This is a genomic window from Pseudomonas sp. NPDC089554, from assembly GCF_050280645.1.
Taxonomy (GTDB): Bacteria; Pseudomonadota; Gammaproteobacteria; order Pseudomonadales; family Pseudomonadaceae; genus Aquipseudomonas.
Genome location: NZ_JBNNVR010000106.1, coordinates 1 through 17,524, shown reverse-complemented (window position 1 = coordinate 17,524; position 17,524 = coordinate 1). Strand labels below are relative to the sequence as shown.

At 64.4% G+C, this 17,524-nt stretch carries 15 protein-coding genes and 4 pseudogenes; 11 read left to right on the top strand and 8 right to left on the bottom strand.

What is annotated here, in order from left to right; translation table 11 throughout:
• The 6 genes and pseudogenes from ACQKPE_RS22860 to ACQKPE_RS22835 form a co-directional block, all read left to right on the top strand.
• Positions 1–94 (top strand): annotated as a pseudogene (locus ACQKPE_RS22860) (hypothetical protein); the annotation flags it as partial.
• Positions 94–318 (top strand): annotated as a pseudogene (locus ACQKPE_RS22855) (sulfate ABC transporter permease subunit CysW); the annotation flags it as partial. The pseudogenes ACQKPE_RS22860 and ACQKPE_RS22855, both read left to right, overlap by 1 nt.
• A gap of 3 nt (positions 319–321) precedes the next feature.
• The gene (locus ACQKPE_RS22850; protein ID WP_427668971.1) at positions 322–1,311 is read left to right on the top strand and encodes a sulfate/molybdate ABC transporter ATP-binding protein; all 990 of its coding nucleotides are present in this window, start codon (positions 322–324) and stop codon (positions 1,309–1,311) included.
• Positions 1,312–1,585: 274 nt separating this feature from the next.
• Positions 1,586–2,167: an alpha/beta hydrolase gene (locus ACQKPE_RS22845; protein WP_427668970.1), complete on the top strand. Its 582-nt coding sequence runs from the start codon at positions 1,586–1,588 to the stop codon at positions 2,165–2,167.
• A 64-nt stretch (positions 2,168–2,231) separates the two neighbouring features.
• Positions 2,232–3,191, top strand: coding sequence for a sigma 54-interacting transcriptional regulator (locus ACQKPE_RS22840; protein ID WP_427668969.1), 960 nt, complete (start codon positions 2,232–2,234; stop codon positions 3,189–3,191).
• A gap of 166 nt (positions 3,192–3,357) precedes the next feature.
• Positions 3,358–4,143 (top strand): MetQ/NlpA family ABC transporter substrate-binding protein, encoded by a 786-nt coding sequence (locus tag ACQKPE_RS22835; RefSeq protein ID WP_427668968.1) that lies wholly within the window; start codon positions 3,358–3,360, stop codon positions 4,141–4,143.
• 453 nt (positions 4,144–4,596) lie between these two features.
• Here the strand turns inward: ACQKPE_RS22835 and ACQKPE_RS22830 are convergent, their stop codons facing one another.
• Complete coding sequence (locus ACQKPE_RS22830; RefSeq protein WP_427668967.1) at positions 4,597–5,415, bottom strand: alpha/beta fold hydrolase; 819 nt, start codon at positions 5,413–5,415, stop codon at positions 4,597–4,599.
• 123 nt (positions 5,416–5,538) lie between these two features.
• A complete protein-coding gene (locus ACQKPE_RS22825) occupies positions 5,539–7,905 on the bottom strand; it encodes a penicillin acylase family protein (protein WP_427668966.1) in 2,367 nt (788 codons plus the stop codon).
• A gap of 86 nt (positions 7,906–7,991) precedes the next feature.
• On the opposite strand from ACQKPE_RS22825, the gene ACQKPE_RS22820 reads away from it, so the two are divergent.
• Positions 7,992–8,558, top strand: coding sequence for a sugar O-acetyltransferase (locus ACQKPE_RS22820; RefSeq protein ID WP_427668965.1), 567 nt, complete (start codon positions 7,992–7,994; stop codon positions 8,556–8,558).
• Here the strand turns inward: ACQKPE_RS22820 and ACQKPE_RS22815 are convergent.
• Positions 8,537–9,091 (bottom strand): DUF6436 domain-containing protein, encoded by a 555-nt coding sequence (locus ACQKPE_RS22815; RefSeq protein ID WP_427668964.1) that lies wholly within the window; start codon positions 9,089–9,091, stop codon positions 8,537–8,539. The genes ACQKPE_RS22820 and ACQKPE_RS22815 overlap by 22 nt on opposite strands.
• Positions 9,092–9,197: 106 nt before the next feature.
• Here ACQKPE_RS22815 and ACQKPE_RS22810 point away from each other — a divergent pair, with 106 nt between their 5' ends.
• A complete protein-coding gene (locus tag ACQKPE_RS22810; RefSeq protein WP_427668963.1) occupies positions 9,198–10,118 on the top strand; it encodes an alpha/beta hydrolase in 921 nt (306 codons plus the stop codon).
• Here the strand turns inward: ACQKPE_RS22810 and ACQKPE_RS22805 are convergent, their stop codons facing one another.
• Positions 10,119–10,871, bottom strand: a complete 753-nt coding sequence (locus ACQKPE_RS22805) for a DUF2059 domain-containing protein (RefSeq protein ID WP_427668962.1) — start codon at positions 10,869–10,871, stop codon at positions 10,119–10,121.
• A gap of 114 nt (positions 10,872–10,985) precedes the next feature.
• Between ACQKPE_RS22805 and ACQKPE_RS22800 the strand changes: the two genes are divergently transcribed.
• Positions 10,986–11,618: a 2OG-Fe(II) oxygenase gene (locus ACQKPE_RS22800; protein ID WP_427668972.1), complete on the top strand. Its 633-nt coding sequence runs from the start codon at positions 10,986–10,988 to the stop codon at positions 11,616–11,618.
• On the top strand, positions 11,599–12,108 hold the full coding sequence (locus ACQKPE_RS22795; protein WP_427668961.1) for a DUF523 domain-containing protein: 510 nt from the start codon (positions 11,599–11,601) through the stop codon (positions 12,106–12,108). The genes ACQKPE_RS22800 and ACQKPE_RS22795 overlap by 20 nt, the downstream gene beginning before the upstream one ends.
• 136 nt (positions 12,109–12,244) lie before the next feature.
• Here ACQKPE_RS22795 and ACQKPE_RS22790 read toward each other — a convergent pair whose 3' ends face one another.
• From ACQKPE_RS22790 to ACQKPE_RS22780, 3 genes and pseudogenes are all read right to left on the bottom strand, one after another.
• Positions 12,245–12,721 (bottom strand): transporter substrate-binding domain-containing protein, encoded by a 477-nt coding sequence (locus tag ACQKPE_RS22790; RefSeq protein WP_427668960.1) that lies wholly within the window; start codon positions 12,719–12,721, stop codon positions 12,245–12,247.
• 182 nt (positions 12,722–12,903) lie between these two features.
• Positions 12,904–13,638, bottom strand: a pseudogene (locus ACQKPE_RS22785) (NAD(P)-dependent oxidoreductase); the annotation flags it as partial.
• Positions 13,636–14,073, bottom strand: a pseudogene (locus ACQKPE_RS22780) (hypothetical protein); the annotation flags it as partial. The pseudogenes ACQKPE_RS22785 and ACQKPE_RS22780, both read right to left, overlap by 3 nt.
• Before the next feature lie 200 nt (positions 14,074–14,273).
• Here ACQKPE_RS22780 and ACQKPE_RS22775 point away from each other — a divergent pair.
• Positions 14,274–15,161: an NAD(P)-dependent oxidoreductase gene (locus tag ACQKPE_RS22775; protein ID WP_427668959.1), complete on the top strand. Its 888-nt coding sequence runs from the start codon at positions 14,274–14,276 to the stop codon at positions 15,159–15,161.
• On the opposite strand, the gene ACQKPE_RS22770 is transcribed toward ACQKPE_RS22775, so the two are convergent.
• Positions 15,061–17,325: a putative bifunctional diguanylate cyclase/phosphodiesterase gene (locus ACQKPE_RS22770; RefSeq protein WP_427668958.1), complete on the bottom strand. Its 2,265-nt coding sequence runs from the start codon at positions 17,323–17,325 to the stop codon at positions 15,061–15,063. The two genes, ACQKPE_RS22775 and ACQKPE_RS22770, sit on opposite strands and share 101 nt — an antisense overlap.
• Between the last annotated feature and the right edge of the window lie 199 nt (positions 17,326–17,524).

Sequence of the window (17,524 nt, the reverse complement as noted above, 5' to 3'; positions counted from 1 at the left end):
CGCCAACGGCTGGACCATCTACCAGGTGCTCGAGCAGTACATGCGCAAGGTCCAGCGCGAGAACGGCTACCTCGAGATCAAGACCCCGCAGGTCGGGCGATGGGCGAGTTCGGCGCGGTGTCGGTGGTGTCCGGGCATATCCGCGGCGTCACCAACACCTTGCCGCTGCACGTGGAAATTCTCTACAACGAGTACAACCACGTCGCGGCCTTCAGCGTGGCCAGCCTGCTGCTGATCCTGGCGCTCTTCATCCTGCTGCTCAAGCAGTGGAGCGAGAACCGTATCAACCGTCTGCGCAACAGCGCAGCCGAGGAATAATTCATGTCGATCGAAGTTCGTAACGTCAGCAAGCGCTTCAACAGCTTCCAGGCCCTGGACAACATCAACCTGGATATCCACAGCGGCGAGCTGGTGGCCCTGTTGGGCCCATCCGGCTGCGGCAAGACCACCCTGCTGCGCATCATCGCCGGCCTGGAAACCCCGGACGACGGCAGCATCGTGTTCCATGGCGAGGACGTTTCCGGCCACGACGTGCGTGACCGCAACGTCGGTTTCGTGTTCCAGCACTACGCGCTGTTCCGCCACATGAGCGTGTTCGACAACGTCGCCTTCGGCCTGCGCATGAAGCCCAAGGGCGAGCGCCCGAGCGAGAGCAAGATCGCCGAGAAAGTGCATGAGCTGCTGAACATGGTGCAACTCGACTGGCTTTCCGACCGCTACCCCGAGCAGTTGTCTGGCGGCCAGCGCCAGCGTATTGCCCTGGCCCGCGCCCTGGCGGTGGAGCCCAAGGTACTGTTGCTCGACGAGCCGTTCGGGGCACTGGATGCCAAGGTGCGCAAAGAGCTGCGCCGCTGGTTGGCGCGCCTGCACGAGGATATCAACCTGACCTCGGTATTCGTCACCCACGACCAGGAAGAAGCCATGGAAGTGGCAGACCGCATCGTGGTGATGAACAAGGGCGTGATCGAGCAGATCGGCTCGCCGGGCGAGGTGTACGAGAAGCCGGCGAACGACTTCGTCTACCACTTCCTGGGCGACTCCAACCGCCTGAGCCTCAGCGAAGGCCACCATGTGCTGTTCCGTCCGCACGAGGTGTCGCTGTCGCGTCACGAAACCGAAGGCCACCATGCCGCCGAAGTGCGCGACATCCGCCCGCTGGGCGCGACCACGCGGGTGACGCTGAAGGTGGCAGGGCAGAGCGAGCTGATCGAGGCCGAGGTGGTCAAGGACCACGACAGCCTGAGCGGGCTGGCCCGGGGCGAGACGTTGTTCTTCCGGCCGAAGGTGTGGCAGAAGGTGGCGGATATCTAAGCCGCTGACGCGCTGCTTCAGCTAGCTGTTTCAGGGCCATTCTCCTTGGCTGGGGGTGGCCCTTTTTTATGCGCCATGCAGTGCTTGCGGTGTTGGCCTCTTCGCGACGGGATGTGTCGCGCTCAAGATCCTGTAGGAGCGGGCTTGCCCGCGAAGAGGCCGGACAGCCAATAATAAATTTTGTTATTAATAAATAGCTTCTTATTCCTTTACTGATATAACTGCCTCCCTATACTTGGACCCCAAGCACGCAAACTTCCAAGGAGGCGTCCCCATGCGCAATGAGTCGATTCGCTACCTGATTGTGCCGGGCTGGCAAGGATCGCCAGACAACCATTGGCAGAGTCACTGGCAGCGCAGCCTGCCCAACAGCGCCCGGGTCGAGCAGCAGGACTGGCTCACCCCGCAGCGCCGCGATTGGGTGCAGGCGCTGGAGCAGGCCATCGCCGCCGAGCGCTCGCCGGTGATTCTCATCGCCCACAGCCTGGGCTGCATCACCATCGCCCATTGGGCGGCGCAGGCCAGCCCGGCGTTGCTGCGCCGGGTGCGCGGAGCGCTGCTGGTGGCGCCGGCGGATGTCGAGCGGCCGACCTGCGCGCCGGCACTGCGCAATTTCGCGCCGATCCCGACCCAGGCGCTGCCGTTTCCCAGCCAAGTGGTCAGCTCCGACAACGACCCGGCCATCAGCGTGCCGCGCGCCTTGCTGCTGGCCCAGGCCTGGGGAGCGGAACCCGGCTTGCTGGCCAATGCCGGGCACATCAATGTCAAGTCCGGGCACGAACGCTGGGAGCAAGGTTTCGCCTACCTGTACCGCCTGCAAGGCCGGATCGAGCAGCGTGACCTGCGCCGCGCCTGATCCGCCAGCCTTTCACCGATAGACCTGGATCCCCGGCCCGCAGTGGTCGGGGCGGGAGTATTCCATGACGCTCAACACCCCCTTCGGCCAGCCGCTGCTGACCTTCCCCGAACAAGACAAGAGCCCGCTGAGCATTCGCGCCAAGGCGCTGGTGTTCGTCGACCCACGTTCCCAGGCCTTGCGCCAGAACCTCGAACGCCTGGCGCCGCAACCGCTGCCGGTGTTGATCCGCGGCGAGACCGGCACCGGCAAGGAGCTGCTGGCCCGCCAGATACACCGCGCCAGCGACCGCGGCGGGCTGTTCGTCTCGGTCAACTGCGCGGCCATCAGCCCGACCTATGCCGATGCCGAACTGTTCGGCTACAGCGCCGGCAGCCACGGCGGCACGGCCAGCAGCCGCGCCGGATGGTTCGGTTCGGCCAATGGCGGCACCTTGTACCTGGACGAGATCGCCGACCTGCCGTTGGCGATACAAGGCAAGCTGCTGGCCGCGCTGGAAAACCGCGAAGTCACCCGCGTCGGTGCGCAGCAACCGCAGGTGGTGGATGTACGCCTGGTGGCCGCGTCCAGTATCGACCTGGCCAAGGCCGTGCAGGCCGGGCGTTTCAACGAGCGGCTGTATCACTACTTGCAGGAAGGGGAGCTGGCGCTGCCGGCGTTGCGCGAGCGGGTGGGCGATATCCTGCCGCTGGCCGAGTATTTCGTCGGCATCTACAGCGCACGTCTGGGCAGGCCCGTGTCGTTGATCAGTGAAGCCGCGCAGCAGGCCCTGGAGGCACACGCCTGGCCGGGCAATACCCGGGAGCTGGAGAACGTCATCCACTTTGCCCTGCTGGTGGGCGATGACGAGGAAATATTGCCCAGGCATCTCGACTTGCCGGATGCCGAACCGCTGGCCAATCTCGCCGCGCAGCTCGAGCGCCTGGCCCATGGCCGTGAGGCGAGCAGCCAGATCGCGTTGCGCCAGATACTGCATGCGGCACTGGCGCGTCTGGATCAAGACGGCGCCGTAGAAGGCTCATAAGAAAACGCGCTGATGGCAATTTGTTTTTGGAATAAGCAGCGAAATAAAAGATATTGTTACGGAATAAAAAATCCCGGTATCGTCCGCCTCACGCCCACTGGCAGATACCGGTCGGCACCTCACGTCGCCATCACCGATGGCCCCCAGCTCGATAACAAGGATTGCCATGAAAAAAACGCTGTTGACCACCGCCCTGGCGGCTGCCCTGTCGCTGTCCGGCCTGGCCCAGGCCGCCGAGAAACTGGTGGTTGCCGCCACCCCGGTTCCTCACGCCGAGATCCTCGAGCTGATCAAGCCGACCCTGGCCAAGGAAGGTGTGGACCTGGAAGTGAAGGTGTTCACCGACTATGTCCAGCCTAACGTGCAGGTCGACCAGAAGCGCCTGGACGCCAACTACTTCCAGACCCTGCCTTACCTGAAGAACTTCAACGAAGGCAAGGGCACCAACCTGGTCACCGTGATCGGTGTACACGTCGAGCCCTTCGGCGGCTACTCGAAAAAGGTCAAGAGCCTGGACGAGCTGAAGGAAGGCGCCACCGTCGCCATCCCTAACGAAGGTAGCAACAGCGGCCGTGCCCTGCTGCTGCTGCAGAAGGCTGGCCTGATCACTCTGAAGGACCCGAAGAACGCCCTGGCCACCCCCAAGGACATCGCCCAGAACCCGAAGAAGCTGAAGTTCCGCGAGCTTGAGTCGGCCATGCTGCCGCGCGTGCTGGACCAGGTCGACCTGGCCATGATCAACACCAACTACGCGCTCGAGGCCAAGCTGAACCCGAAGAAGGACGCCCTGGTGATCGAAGGCGCTGACTCGCCGTACGTGAACTTCCTGGTTGCTCGCCCAGACAACAAGGACAGCGAGGCGATCCAGAAGCTGGCCAAGGCGCTGACCAGCCCTGAGGTGAAGGAATTCATCCAGAAGAAATACGAAGGCGCGGTACTGCCAGCGTTCTGATACACAGCTGGCGCTTCACCCGAATGAAAACGCCGACGCATTTGCGTCGGCGTTTTTGTTTGCCTCAGGTCAGCAGGCCTGGCGCTTCTCGCCCAGCGCCTTGCGCAAGGCCAGCAGCCACTGGAGTTGTTCGTTGGAATTGACAGGTGCGGGGCTGTTCATCGTTATCGTCCTTGTTGGTTTGATGGAACGGCGGTCACTTTCTGCGTCATTTGAGGGGTTTTGTAGAAGAAAGATCCCTTACCGATAAGGGAAATTTCCGAGGCTTTCATCAGGTCATGCCTGTATGCCCTTTACCCCAGGCGTGATGCTTGCCGAGACACTCCATCGAGGCGCCATCCATGACCTTCGACAGTGCCTTCATACTTAGCACATTGTTAGCGTTCAGCAAGCTGCGGATCGATGAGCGGGGTGATGCGGCTGGGGTCGCTAAAGCGGCCCCAGCCGGTTGCATCAGGCGTTACGCGGCAGCCAGTTCAGCAGGAAATCGCTGACCACTGCCGGGTTCTCCAGGTTGGCGATATGCCCGGCGAAGGGCACTTGGGCCGCCAGGCAGCCGATCAGTTGCGACATCTCGTTGGACTCGTGCGGTGGTCGCGGCTTGTCCTGGTCGCCGCACAGCACGATGGTGCGCTCCGCTGGCAGGTCGCTCAGGTAATTGAGCAGGTCTTTGCGGCCGAAGGTCACGCGGCCCATCGGGTCGATGCCACCGCGAATGGCTTCGGCGCTGAAGGCTTTCATGTCCTGGCGGAATTGATCGCGCAGCTCGGGCGGGGTGAGGCCATCGGTGCGGAAGAAGATCGGCACGATGATGTCCAGTAGTTCATCGGTGAACTCGCCGGCGCCGCTGGCTTTGTCCAGCAGGCTGAAGTAGTAGTTGCGGGTCGCCTCAGGCTCGGCGCCCAGGTAGGTGTCCATCAGCACGATGCGGTCGACGCGCTCGGGGTTCTGCGCCGCCAGCACCGCACCCCACATGCCGCCGACCGACAGGCCGACCAGGTGGCAGCGCTCGATGTCCAGCGCATCGAGGAAGGCCACGTGCTGGCGCGCCAGTGCTTCCAGGTCGGTGGTGGTGGCCGGTGGCAGATCGGACTGGCCATGGCCCCACAGGTCCGGGACCAGGACGCGGAAGTGCTGCGACAGCGCCTCGATCTGCGGCTTCCACATCTCGGCAGACCACAGGTAGCTGTGGCCCAGCAGGATCGGGAAGCCTTCGCCCTGATCGATGTAGCTCATGCGCGCGCCATCGATTTCGATGAATTGCTTTTCCATAGTTGTGTAGCTCCTGATTTGAGTAGGTGGCGTCGATCTTAGGTAGGCGACCCGCCTCAGGGTACTGACTGAAATGTGGGTTTACAGTCATCCCTTTCCTACGCATATCTTCCAAAATTCCACCTACTGCTCGGCGGGAACCAGGCGCAACGTGCTCTGCGCTGGTATCACGCCCATCTGCGCCTTGTGGTAGCGGCCTTCGATGTAGTCCTGGGCCTGGTCGGAATAATGCTTGTCGAACAGCACGCCGCTCTGCCCGACCGGGTTGATGGTCAAGGCTTGCCCGGCGTCTGCGAAATCGATCAGGCGGCGGGTCGAAGGCCCGTAGTTGACCGCCCAGGGCGCCGGGCCGAGGTTGGCCGAGAGGTTGTTCGGCACCTCGTGGCTGCCGGGCGCGGCAAACGGCCCGACATTGAACAGGTGGTTCAAGGGTTTCTGCTGGCCCAGCGGGTGGTTGTGGGTGAGGGTATGCGCCTTGCCCCATTGCCAGGCGGCCGGGTCCTTGCCAAAGGTTTCGCGCAGGTGCTCCAGGGTGCGCTGCCAGGCCAGGCGCACGACGGTGGTGCGGTCGCTGCGCTCGGGGGCGCCACGCAGGTTCCACCAGGGCGACTCGGGGTCGGCGGCCAAGCGCGGCAGGGCGGCATCGATGGCGCGGGTGCTGATGAGCACCGGGAACCAGGTGTCGCCCAGCTCGTCGTGCAGCGCAGCGAAGGCCAGTTCATCCAGGAACTGGGTGAACAGCGTGGCGCTGGTGGACGTCACCGGGTAGTCGCCGCGCCAGGCGGCCAGTTGCTCCACCAGCTCCTTCTGCTCGTCGCCTTCGGCCACTTCGCGCAGGGTCGCCAGCAGCGGCGCCAGGGTGCGCGGGCCATAGTCGGTGGTGGTGTCCAGTTGCAGCGCCTGGCTGTTCTGCACGTCCCACTTCACCTCGGGGTTGGCCAGCTGGCGGTCGAGCTGGCGGCCACGGTCGGGCAGGTTGTAGTAGCCGGGAATGGGCATGCTGGCCGGCGGCTGGTAGTTGGCCGAGACGATGTAGCCGCTGGCCGGGTTCTCCTGCTGCGGGTTGGCGCTGAACGGGTAGAAACCGGCCTTGTCGGCTTCGTGGCTGCTGCCATCGAGGATGAACGTGGGGTTGACGCCCGCCGGGCGCACCGGCAATTGCGCCGCCGCCCACCAGCCGATATCGCCACGGGCATTGGCCCAGACCAGGTTCAGGCCGGGCGCCTGGATCTTCGCCGCCGCGTCGCGCATCTTGCCCAGGCTGTCAGCGCGGTTGAGCTGGTAGAAAGCCTCGAGGATCGGGTTCTCGGTTTCCAGGAAGGCCCACCACATGGCAATCGGCGTGGTGCCCGCAGTGCCGCCCAGTACTTCGTTGACGATCGGGCCATGGGGCGAGCGGCGCAAGGTGATAGCGACCGGGTCTTCGCCTTTGACCGCAATCTGCTGCTCGGTCTTTTCCAGGGCGTGCCACTGACCACCGACCATGACCTGGTCGGGGTTGTCCGGGTTGACCTTCTCGGCGATCAAGTCGACGTCATCGTTCTGGAACATGGTCAGGCTCCAGCCGAAGTCGCGGTTATGACCCAGCAGGGCGAAGGGGTTCAGGGCCTGGAAGTAGCCATACAGGTTGAAGCCCGGCGCCGACAGCTCGGCCTCGTACCACACTGCTGGCACGGCGAAGCCGATATGCGGGTCGCCGGCCAACAGCGGGCGGCCGCTGCGGGTATGGCTGCCCGACACGGCCCAGGCGTTGCTGCCTTCGAATTGGGGAATGGCGGCGGCGCCCAGGGCCTCGTTGCTCAGTCGAGCGATGCGTTCGAGGCTGCGCCAGTCGGCATCGGCAAGTGCCGGGCGCAAGGCACCGTTGGGCTGCCAGTCAAGATCGAAGACCTTCAGGTACTCCGGGCCCAGCTGGTCGCGAATGTAGGTGAGCGCAGGTTCTGTGCGAAACGCGGCGGCGAAGCTGTAGGCCAGGTAGCCGGCAACGCTCAGGGTGTCTTCGGCGGTGAACGGCCGCGACGGGATGCCCAGCACGTCGAATTCCAGCGGTTTGGGGTGGCTGGCCTGCCAGGCGTTCACGCCGGCCAGGTAGGCGTGCAGCGCTTGCCCGGGCGGTGATTGCGGGTCGAGGCGTTCGACCATGCGTGCGGCCTGCTCGCGAATGCGCAGGCTGCGAAACAGTGTGTCGGTGTGCACCAGGTTGCTACCCAGTACTTCGGCCAGCTCGCCGCGGGCCAGGCGCCGCACCATTTCCATCTGGAACAGACGGTCCTGGGCGTGCACGTAGCCCAGGGCGCGGTACAGGTCCGCTTCGTTCTGCGCCTGGATATGCGGCACGCCACGGGTGTCGTAGCGCACGCTGACCGGCGCCGAGAGGCCGGCGATGGCGAGCTCGCCTTCACGTTGCGGCTGCTTGCCGTGGATGTACCAGTAACCGGCGCCAGCGGCCACGGCAACGACGATGGCCAGCAGGGTCAGGCTGCGCTTCATAGGAATCCTTGTGCATTCGCGGGGAAAGTGTTGTCGGATCTTCCATGGGAAAACGAATTGAGAGTAGTCCCCGTTAAGGAGTTTCCATGTCTTTGAGTGAAAAACAGAAAATGTTGGCAGGCCAGCTCTATCACGCAGGCTGCCCTGAGCTTCAGGCCGACCAGATCGCCAACAAACAGTGGATGCAGCGCTACAACCACAGCGCCGAGTTGCTCAACGAAGGACGTCACGCGTTGCTGATGGAGCATTTCGCCAGTGTTGGCGAGGGCGTGGTGATCCGCCCGCCGTTCTACTGCGACTATGGCTACAACATCAGCGTCGGCAAGAACACCTTCATGAACTTCAGCGTGGTGATTCTCGACGTGCTGCCGGTGCGTATCGGCGACGATTGCCAGATCGCCCCATCGGTGCAGATCTACACCGCCGACCATCCGCTGGACCCCGAACTGCGCCGCACCGGGTTGGAAAGCGGGCGCCCGGTGAACATTGGCAACAACGTGTGGATCGGCGGAGGGGCGATCATCCTGCCGGGGGTGACCATCGGCGACAACGCGGTGGTCGGCGCGGGCAGCGTGGTAACCCGCGATGTACCGGCGGGGGCGGTGGTGGTGGGCAACCCGGCGCGGGTGCGTCAGCCTGCCCAACGGCAATAGCAACCCACCGCCAAGGTGTTGGAGGCCGTCACCTGGCGGCCTTGCAGCAGCGCCTTGAGGATCGGCTCGATGAAGCTGTTGCTGGAATTGCACAGCGCCCCTTCGCTGTAGGGGCCGAAATAGGCGAGCTGGCCTTGGCGGTCCCAGATGGCAACGGCTGGGCTGGCAGGCAACTGGTCGCTGCCGGGCAGGCTGGCCAAGGGCTTTAGTGCGCTGAGGTTGGCCGGAAGCTGGCCTTGGCTACCCGGCTTCTGCAGCACATGGAAGCTCACGTCCTCGGGAACGAAATGCTCGATGAGCTCGCCCAGATGCTGCTGGTTGCCGACGTTGCACGGGCAGGCCGGGTCCCAGAAATGCACCACGCGAATTGGCCCGGGGCCGGCCAGCTCGGCGGGCAGGCGCAATTGGCCGCCATCGAACAGCGTGGCCTGGTTGTCGAAGGGGCGTAGGTAGCGGCCCTGGAAACTGTCGTAGGCCCACCACAGGGCGGCGGCGCAGAGCAGGGCGGCGAATAATGTGGCGAGGCGTTTCATCGGGCAGTGGCGATAGCGCTTTGTGTGAAGGTGCGTCAGCTTGCCATGACGCAGCGCAGAGCTGAATATCGCAGGTCAATACTTGCACCTGCAGCCGGATGTACCGATGCCCACCACCTTCCATCCCGACCTGCTGCGCGCCAGCCTTGCGCCGCTGGCGGCGCGCCAGCCCTTGTCGACCCAGGCCCTCGACTACCAACGCTTCTATGGCCTGCCTGGCAATGGCTGGCTGGGGCGTTTCGAGGTGGCCGGTTTCGAGCTGGTCGGGCAGGTGTGGATGGCGCCCAACCCCGTGGCCACCCTGTTCCTGTTGCATGGCTACTACGACCACATGGGCCTGTACCGCCATGTGATCGAGTGGGCCCTGGGCCAGGGGTTCGTGGTAATCGCCTGCGACCTGCCTGGGCATGGGCTGTCCAGCGGGGCGCGGGCCAGCATCGAGAGTTTCGCGGTGTACCAGCAGGTGCTCGACGCGCTCTTCGAGCAGGCGCAAGGCTTAGGCCTGCCGCAGCCCTGGCATCTCTGCGGGCAGAGCACCGGCGGGGCGATTGCAGTCGACCACTTGTTGCACGCGGGCCCGCGCAGCCCGGTGAGCGGCGAGGTGATCTTGCTGGCGCCACTGGTGCGCCCGCGCGCCTGGCATTGGTCGAAGCTGAGCTATCGCGTGCTGCGCCATTTCGTCGATGGCATCGAGCGGCGTTTCAGCGACAACAGCAACGACCCGACCTTCCTGCCGTTCCTGCAGGCCGACCCCCTGCAACCGCGGCGTCTGGCCACGACCTGGGTCGGCGCATTGGTGGACTGGATCAAGCGCATCGAGGCGGCGCCGCGCAGTATGCGGCGGCCGTTGATCGTACAGGGGGAAGCCGACGGCACGGTGGACTGGCGCTACAACCTGGATGTGCTCAAGGCCAAGTTCGCCGAGCCCCAGGTGCTGATGCTGCCCGAGGCCCGTCATCACCTGGCCAATGAGCTGCCAGCCATTCGCGCGCGCTATTTCGCCTTCATCGGCCAGCGCCTGGGCTGATCACTTCAGGTCGGCGCTGTTCTGGCCGACCGCAAGGCCGGCGCGCACCGCAGAAAGCGCGGCCTTGTAGTAGGCCTGGCCTTCGGGCGACTCGGCGAAGGTCGAGAACTCTTCGAGCTCGGTGTCGGACAGGTCGCGGTAGACATACAGCAGGGTGTTGTTCAGGTCGGCGCCGATCTGCTCCATCAGGCGCTGGCGCTGGCCTTCGAGCAAGCCCTGGGCCTGGCCGCCGCCCAGCAGGCCGGGCAGCATCGCGCTGAGGCTGTCGGCCGCCACACCGGCGATCGCCAGGCTGACCTCGGCCCCGGCCTCGCGGGCAGGCAGGGCCTGGGCCAGGTGGCCGATGACCAGCACGCGGTTGTCGCTGGCCTGGATCTTCGGCAAGCCCTTGGCGTTCTTGGCCAGCTGGTCCTTGCGCGTGGCCAGCAGCTCGGCGGCCACCACCTTGCGCCCTAGCGGCGACTGGAAGAACGCCAGCGCCGGCGCCGGGTTCTTCAGGTTGGCGCGCAGCTGCGCCTGGGCACGGCGGTCCATGGCCTGGGCTTCGAAGCGCTGGCTGCTGTTGTTGACCAAGGCCTGGTACACCGCGGGCGGCAGGCTGTTGCGGTAGCGCTGCTGGGCGGCATCGAGGGCATCGTTGAAGTGGGCGCGCTGGTCGGGCCAGCCGGCGGCCTTGTAAAGCTGGTCAAGGCTGTCTGCCCAGACAGGCATGGTGCAGATCAACAGCACAAGCAGGGAAAACAAACGGCGCATTCAGGACTCCTGTCGGCAGGCCGCTATTGTCCTAGGCGTGGCGGGGCTTTGTCGAGACACCAGTGACGGTTGGTGGCCAAGCGGTGCTGTCGGTTTGAGCGTGCAGTGGCTACTATGCGCGCCATGAACCTCACTCCCGAACACCCGATGGTCGACGCCATCGTCGACGACCTCGCCCACCGTGGCTGGACGCAGCAGTCGCTGTTCCTGCCTGCGCCGTTGATCCGTGCCTTGGCCGACGAGTGCCGCCAGCGCGCGGTGCAGGGCGAACTGAGCCCGGCCAGCGTGGGCCGTGGTGCTGGCCAGGAGGTGCGCGAGGCGATCCGCGGCGACCGTATCCAGTGGCTGGAGCGTGGCCAGTCCGAGGCCTGCGACCTGTACCTGGACGCCATGGACAGCCTGCGCCAGGCGCTCAACCAGGGCCTGTACCTGGGGTTGGAAGACTACGAGAGCCATTTCGCCCTGTACCCGCCGGGGGCGTTCTACCGCCGTCACCTGGACCGCTTCCGCGACGACGACCGCCGCGCCGTGTCGGCCATCCTCTACCTCAACGAAGACTGGCAGCCGCAAGATGGCGGCCAGTTGCGCCTGTACCTCGACGGCGAGCAGGCCCTGGACGTTCCGCCGGTCGCCGCGTGCCTGGTGGTGTTCCTCTCGGGCGACATTCCCCATGAAGTGCTGCCGACCGGGCGTGAGCGCCTGTCGCTGACCGGCTGGTTCCGACGCCGTGGCAACGACCCGTTCTGAGTGGCCCAAGGTACTGGTGAGCGCCTGCCTGCTGGGCCAGCCGGTGCGCTACGACGGCCGCGCCAGTGGCCACCCCGATCTGTTGCAGCAATGGCAGGCCGAAGGCCGCGTGGTGCCGCTGTGCCCGGAGGTGGCCGGCGGTTTGCCGACACCCCGGCCCCCGGCAGAAATCCCAGGTGGGCAGGGTGCGCAGGTGCTTGATGGCCAGGCCCAGGTGCTGACGGTGGTTGGAGAGGATGTGAGTGCGGCCTTTCTTTCAGGCGCCAACCAGGCCTTGGCGCTGGTGCGTCGGCATGGGATACGTGTGGCGGTGCTCAAGGCTGGCAGCCCGTCGTGCGGCAACCGGCTGACCTATGACGGCACGTTCAGCGGCGCGAAGGTGCCCGGCGAAGGGGTAACCACAGCGCTGCTGCGCCGGGAAGGCGTGCTGGTGTTCAGCGAGCTGGAGCTGGACGCGGCAGAGGCGGCGTTGGCCGGGTTCGAAATCTGAAAATTACGCGACTCCTGTAGGAGCGGCCTTGGCCGCGAACACCGGCGCAGTCGGTGCCACCCACCGCGGTGCTTTCTTCGTGGCGGTGCGGCGATCCGACAAGCCCGCTCCTACAGGTTCTGCTTAGCCTCTGCTGTCACTGCTCGGCAGTGCTGTGGGTCTGGTCCTTGAACCACTTGGCTTCCAGCGCATCCAGCCGCCCGTCGCCCTTGATCCGCTGCAAGGCGTTGTTCACGGCGCTTTCGAACGCCGCGTTGCCTTTCTGGAACTGCACCGCGCGGCCATCGCTGGCAAAGGCATTGCTGGTGTCTAGGCCGTCCTGGGTGTCGGCGTTGTCCAGGGTGATGTCGTACTTGCCTTGCGCCACCCCCGGCAATTGTTCTGCGGCAGGGGTTTCGATGAACTCGGCGCGCAGGTCCAGCTCTTTGGCCAGTGCCTGGCCCAGTTCCACGTCGAAACCGGTCAGTTGTTCATTTTCCTTGAAGGCGTAAGGCGCGGTATCGGCGGGTACGGCAATGCGCAGTTCGCCCCGGTCGTTGATTTCGTCTATCAGCTCGGCCTGGGCCGCCGGACTTATCAGTACTGCCAGCAGTACACCAATGGTCAAACGCATGAAGATCCCTTTTATTGCTTGGCAGGTGAATTTCATTCGCCGAGGCTTTATTGCCTGCCTCGGTCGAACGCAGCCTATGACCCCAAGACCTTACTAATGTTTAGGCCTTATCTGAAGTTTTTATGCCTGAAAATGCAGAAGGGAGGCCACCAGGGCCTCCCTTCTTCGTGCTGCGGGTGCGATCAGAACAGGACGCGGGAGCGGATGGTGCCCTTCACGTGCTGCAGCTTCTCTTGCGCCAGGTCCGAGTATTCGGCGTCGACGTCGATCACCACGTAGCCGACCTTCTCGTCGGTCTGCAGGAACTGACCGGAGATGTTGATCCCGTTCTCGGCGAACACCTTGTTGATCTCGCTGAGCACGCCCGGGATGTTCTCGTGGATGTGCAGCAGGCGGTGCTTGCCTGGGTGCGCCGGCAGGGCCACTTCCGGGAAGTTGACCGACGACACGGAGGTGCCGTTGTCGCTGTACTTCACCAGCTTCTCGGCCACTTCCAGGCCGATGTTGGCCTGGGCCTCGGCGGTGGAGCCACCGATGTGCGGGGTGAGAATCACGTTGTCCAGGCCACGCAGCGGGCTTTCGAACTCTTCGTCGTTGGAGCGCGGCTCGACCGGGAACACGTCGATGGCAGCGCCGATCAGGTGCTTGTCCTTGATCGCGGCGGCCAGGTGGTCCAGCTCGACCACGGTGCCGCGGGCGGCGTTGATCAGGATCGAGCCCTTCTTCATCGCGCGAATTTCCTTCTCGCCGATCATCCACTGGGTGGATGGCAGCTCAGGCACGTGCAGCGAGACGATGTCGGCCAGGCCCAGCAGCTCGTTCAGGCTGGTGACCTGGGTGGCGTTGCCCAGCGGCAGCTTGGTCAGCGGGTCGAAGAAGTACACCTGCATGCCCACGCTCTCGGCCAGTACCGACAGGAACACCGGCTTGGTGCCCTTGTTCTGCACCAGGCGCAGGTTCTGTCGGATCCAGCGCGCCGGGCTGTGGCCGACTTCGCCTTTGACGCGGTCCTCGTTGTTGAACTCGTTGAGGTAGAAGGTGCGGGCGTTGTACACAAGCTCCGCCACGTCCAGGGCGATGTTCGAGCCGCAGCGGCCCAGGCCGATCAGGCACACCGAGGGGAACTGCTGGTCGAGGCGCAGCAGGGTCTCGTCTTCCACGTGCAGGCGCTGCGGGAACACCAGGTCGCGCAGGCCGTCGAGGTTCTCGAGGATGCGTTGGATGTCGTTCTCGGTGTAGTAAAGGTACTGCCCCGGGACGCTGCGCACGACCGGGTTCCCACCGAGGGTCAGCGAGGTTGAGCTGGTCGAGGACTCGGGCACTGCATTGGCAGAAGTATTATTCGAAGTCATAGTGCGCCATTTGCCTTGAGGGGGTGGGTCGCTGGACGATATGTCATCTAGCCATCACGGAGAAATTCGGCGACTGTAACAGTGCGCCTTTTGCGTACGCGATAGGGGTTTACCCTACAAGCACTAAGGGTTACCTACCGCCGTGCATTAGCACTGCATCGCCCGAATTGCGCTGTTCTTTAATCTGCCGGGAGTCATCGATGAACATTGCATTACCTTCACTAGGGTTTGCCGGAATCGGCCTGATGGGCCTGCCCATGTGCCGCCGCCTTCTGGCCGCCGGGTATCCACTGACCGTGTGGAACCGCAGCCCGGAGAAGTGCGCCGAGCTGGTGGCGGCCGGCGCGCGCCTGGCCGAGAGCCCGGCCGCACTGTGCCAGGGCAGCGACATGCTGCTGCTGTGCCTGGCCGATACCGCCGTGGTGCGCGAGGTGGTGTTTGGCGAGCAGGGGATCGCCCAGGGCGGACGCAGTGGTCAGTTACTGGTAGACCTTTCCAGCCTTGAGCCAACCGCCACGCGCGACATGGCCGTCGAGCTTGCGGCCTTGTGCGGCATGGCCTGGCTGGATGCACCGGTGTCCGGTGGCACCTCGGGGGCCGAAGCCGGAACCCTGGCGATCATGGTGGGCGGTGAGGTCGAGGATCTGGCGCGAGCACGCCCTGTGCTGCTCACCCTGGGTCAGCGAGTCACCCACATGGGCGGTGTGGGCGCAGGCCAGGTCACCAAGGCCTGCAACCAGATGATCGTTGCCTGCAATGCGCTGGTGATCGCCGAAGTGGTGGCCCTGGCTGAACGTTCCGGGGTGCAGGCCGGCCTGATCGCCGAAGCGCTGGCCGGCGGCTTCGCCGACTCCAAGCCTTTGCAGATTCTAGCGCCGCAGATGGCCGAAAGCCGCTTCGAGCCGGTCAAATGGCATGTGCGTACGTTGCTCAAGGACCTCGACACGGCCGTGAAATTTTCCCGTGAACAAGGTTCTGCCACCCCGCTCAGTGGCCTCGCCGCACAGATGATGCGCCTGCATGGTAGTCAGGGGAATCTGCAAAAAGATCCCGCGACCCTGGTAACGCTGTACCGCGGCAAGGCGTGAGCTCGCTGTCCTGGCGGTCGAGCCGTTCCAGCACGGGGCGCAGCTCGGCCAATGGCACTGGGCGGCTGAGCAGGTAGCCCTGGATATAGTCGCAACCGTGCGCCGCCAGGAACTGGTACTGCTCCACGGTTTCCACACCTTCGGTGACCACCTGCAGGTGCAGGGTGTGGGCCATGATGAGAATGGCCTGGACGATTTCCCGGTCTTTCTGGCTGCCGGGTACGTCCTGGATGAACGAGCGGTCGATCTTCAGTACATCCAGCGGCAGGCGCTTGAGGTAGGCCAGGGACGAATAGCCGGTGCCGAAGTCGTCGATCGACAGCGCCACCCCTTGCGCGCGAATGCCCTTGAGCAGGCTGATGATGCGTTGCATGTCGCCCATCAAGGCGTTCTCGGTCACTTCCAGTTCCAGCTGGCGTGGCGCCAGGCCAGCCTGGAACAGCGCCATTTCCACTTCGCTGGCCAGCTCTTCGCGGCCCAGGGTCAGCGCCGAGCAGTTCACCGTCACTTTCAGCTTGCCATAGCCGTGTCGGCCGAGCTGGGCCAGGTCCTCGCAGGCGCGGCGCAGCACCCACAGGTCAAGCTCGGCGATCAGCCCGTTGGCCTCTGCCATGGGAATGAAGCGGTCGGGGCTGAGCAGCCCATGCTGGGGGTGTTGCCAGCGCACCAGGGCTTCGAGCTTGGCCACCTGGCCGCTGCGCAGGTCGAAGATCGGTTGGTAGTGCACGCACAGGCCGCGCTCCTCCAGCAGCGCCACGCGCAGTTCCTCTTCCAGTTGCAGCTCCAGGGTGGCGCGGGTCTTCAGGCTGCTGGCGAAGAAGTTCAGGTTGTTGCGTCCGCAGCCCTTGGATTGGTAGAGCGCAAGGTCGGCGTTTTTCAGCAGCTCCTCGGCGCTGCGCCCGTCGTCGGGGAAGATGCTGATGCCGATGCTGGTGGTCATGACCATGCGCCGCCCGCCGACATCGATCGGCTCTTTCATCCGCTGCATGATGCGTTGCGCCAGGTGGCGGGCTTCGTCGCGGTTGTCCAGGTGGGTGACGATGCAGAACTCGTCGCCGCCGAAGCGCGCCACCACATCGTGGCTGCGCGTCGCGGCCTTGATATGCGCCGAGATCACCTTGAGCAGCTCGTCGCCGGCCGCGTGCCCGAGGCTGTCGTTGATACGTTTGAAATGGTCGATGTCGAGGAACATCACTGCCAGCATGCCGTCGTTGGCCATTTGCTCGGCCAGGCGTTCGGCGAACACCTGGTTGAAGCCACGGCGGTTGACCAGGTTGGTGAGGGCGTCGTAGTGCGCGGCCTGCTGCAGCGAGACGCGTGCCTGGTCGAGCTGGCTGAGCAGCACATTGACCCGGCGCAGGTCGCGCTCCTTGCTTTGCAGTTTCTTGTCCGACAGTGCGGCGCTGATGCTGCTGGCGCTGATCAGCAAGGTGACGAAAGCGATCGCCAGGGCCAGTTGCAGGCTGTTGTCGGCCGAGGGCAGGCGCACCGGCATGTCGCTGGGGATCACCAGTGACATGGCGCCCATGCCGGTGAAATGGGTGAAGACGATACCGGCGGCCATCACCAGGCTGGCGCCATACTTCATCAGTAGGTGCAGCGTGCCGCTGCCGGTGCGGAAGTACCTGGCCATGAGCAGCGCGACCAGGCTGGTGATAATGGCGATAGCCAGGGAGCTCACCAGCAGGCCGGTCTGGTAGAACTGGTGGGCACTGGTCTTGAGCGCTGCCATGCCCACGTAGTGCATCACCGTGATACCCACGCCGATGGTCAGTGCGGCCTGTAGGTAATGACGCAGGCGCATCGCACTGCGGTTGAGGCTGTTCATCGCCAGCCATGCGGCCAACAGGGCGATCATCAACGAAAGGGCGGTCAGGGGCATGTCGTAGTGCACTTCCAGCGGTGCCTGGAAGGCCAGCAGGCTGATGAAGTGCATCGCCCAGATACCGCTAGCCAGGCAGCAGGCGCCGAGCACACGCCATTGCCTGCGTGCCGTACGTTCCTCGCTATGGCTCTGGCGTTCGGCCATGTCCAGCGTGGCGAAGCAGGCCGCGCACGCGACCAGGTAGGCGATCAGGACCAGGAAAGGGTTGTGGCGGCAGTCGAGAACGATCTGTCCTGCCGTCGGCAGTTCGGCGAAAAGTTGCAGTCCCAGCCATTCCATTGCTTGCCCCATCGTCGAGTTCGCACTCAGGTCTGCCACATACGCCCGTGGAGACTGTTGAAGATGGAGTATAGGAACAGGGGCTTAAGCCTTCCTGATTAATGGCACTTTGGTTTCTATGATTTGGATATTGAGTTCATAGCGAAGAGGCATAAAAAAACACGAAGCGGACCGGCATGGCCATGCCGGGGCCCATAGG

Coding starts and splice junctions, on each gene's coding strand:
- ACQKPE_RS22805 (WP_427668962.1), bottom strand. CDS start 10,871: ATGCGCCGTTTGTTTTCCCTGCTTGTGCTGTTGATCTGCACCATGCCT.
- ACQKPE_RS22800 (WP_427668972.1), top strand. CDS start 10,986: ATGCGCGCCATGAACCTCACTCCCGAACACCCGATGGTCGACGCCATC.
- ACQKPE_RS22850 (WP_427668971.1), top strand. CDS start 322: ATGTCGATCGAAGTTCGTAACGTCAGCAAGCGCTTCAACAGCTTCCAG.
- ACQKPE_RS22845 (WP_427668970.1), top strand. CDS start 1,586: ATGCGCAATGAGTCGATTCGCTACCTGATTGTGCCGGGCTGGCAAGGA.
- ACQKPE_RS22775 (WP_427668959.1), top strand. CDS start 14,274: ATGAACATTGCATTACCTTCACTAGGGTTTGCCGGAATCGGCCTGATG.
- ACQKPE_RS22770 (WP_427668958.1), bottom strand. CDS start 17,325: ATGGAATGGCTGGGACTGCAACTTTTCGCCGAACTGCCGACGGCAGGA.
- ACQKPE_RS22840 (WP_427668969.1), top strand. CDS start 2,232: ATGACGCTCAACACCCCCTTCGGCCAGCCGCTGCTGACCTTCCCCGAA.
- ACQKPE_RS22830 (WP_427668967.1), bottom strand. CDS start 5,415: ATGGAAAAGCAATTCATCGAAATCGATGGCGCGCGCATGAGCTACATC.
- ACQKPE_RS22820 (WP_427668965.1), top strand. CDS start 7,992: ATGTCTTTGAGTGAAAAACAGAAAATGTTGGCAGGCCAGCTCTATCAC.
- ACQKPE_RS22810 (WP_427668963.1), top strand. CDS start 9,198: ATGCCCACCACCTTCCATCCCGACCTGCTGCGCGCCAGCCTTGCGCCG.
- ACQKPE_RS22815 (WP_427668964.1), bottom strand. CDS start 9,091: ATGAAACGCCTCGCCACATTATTCGCCGCCCTGCTCTGCGCCGCCGCC.
- ACQKPE_RS22790 (WP_427668960.1), bottom strand. CDS start 12,721: ATGCGTTTGACCATTGGTGTACTGCTGGCAGTACTGATAAGTCCGGCG.
- ACQKPE_RS22835 (WP_427668968.1), top strand. CDS start 3,358: ATGAAAAAAACGCTGTTGACCACCGCCCTGGCGGCTGCCCTGTCGCTG.
- ACQKPE_RS22825 (WP_427668966.1), bottom strand. CDS start 7,905: ATGAAGCGCAGCCTGACCCTGCTGGCCATCGTCGTTGCCGTGGCCGCT.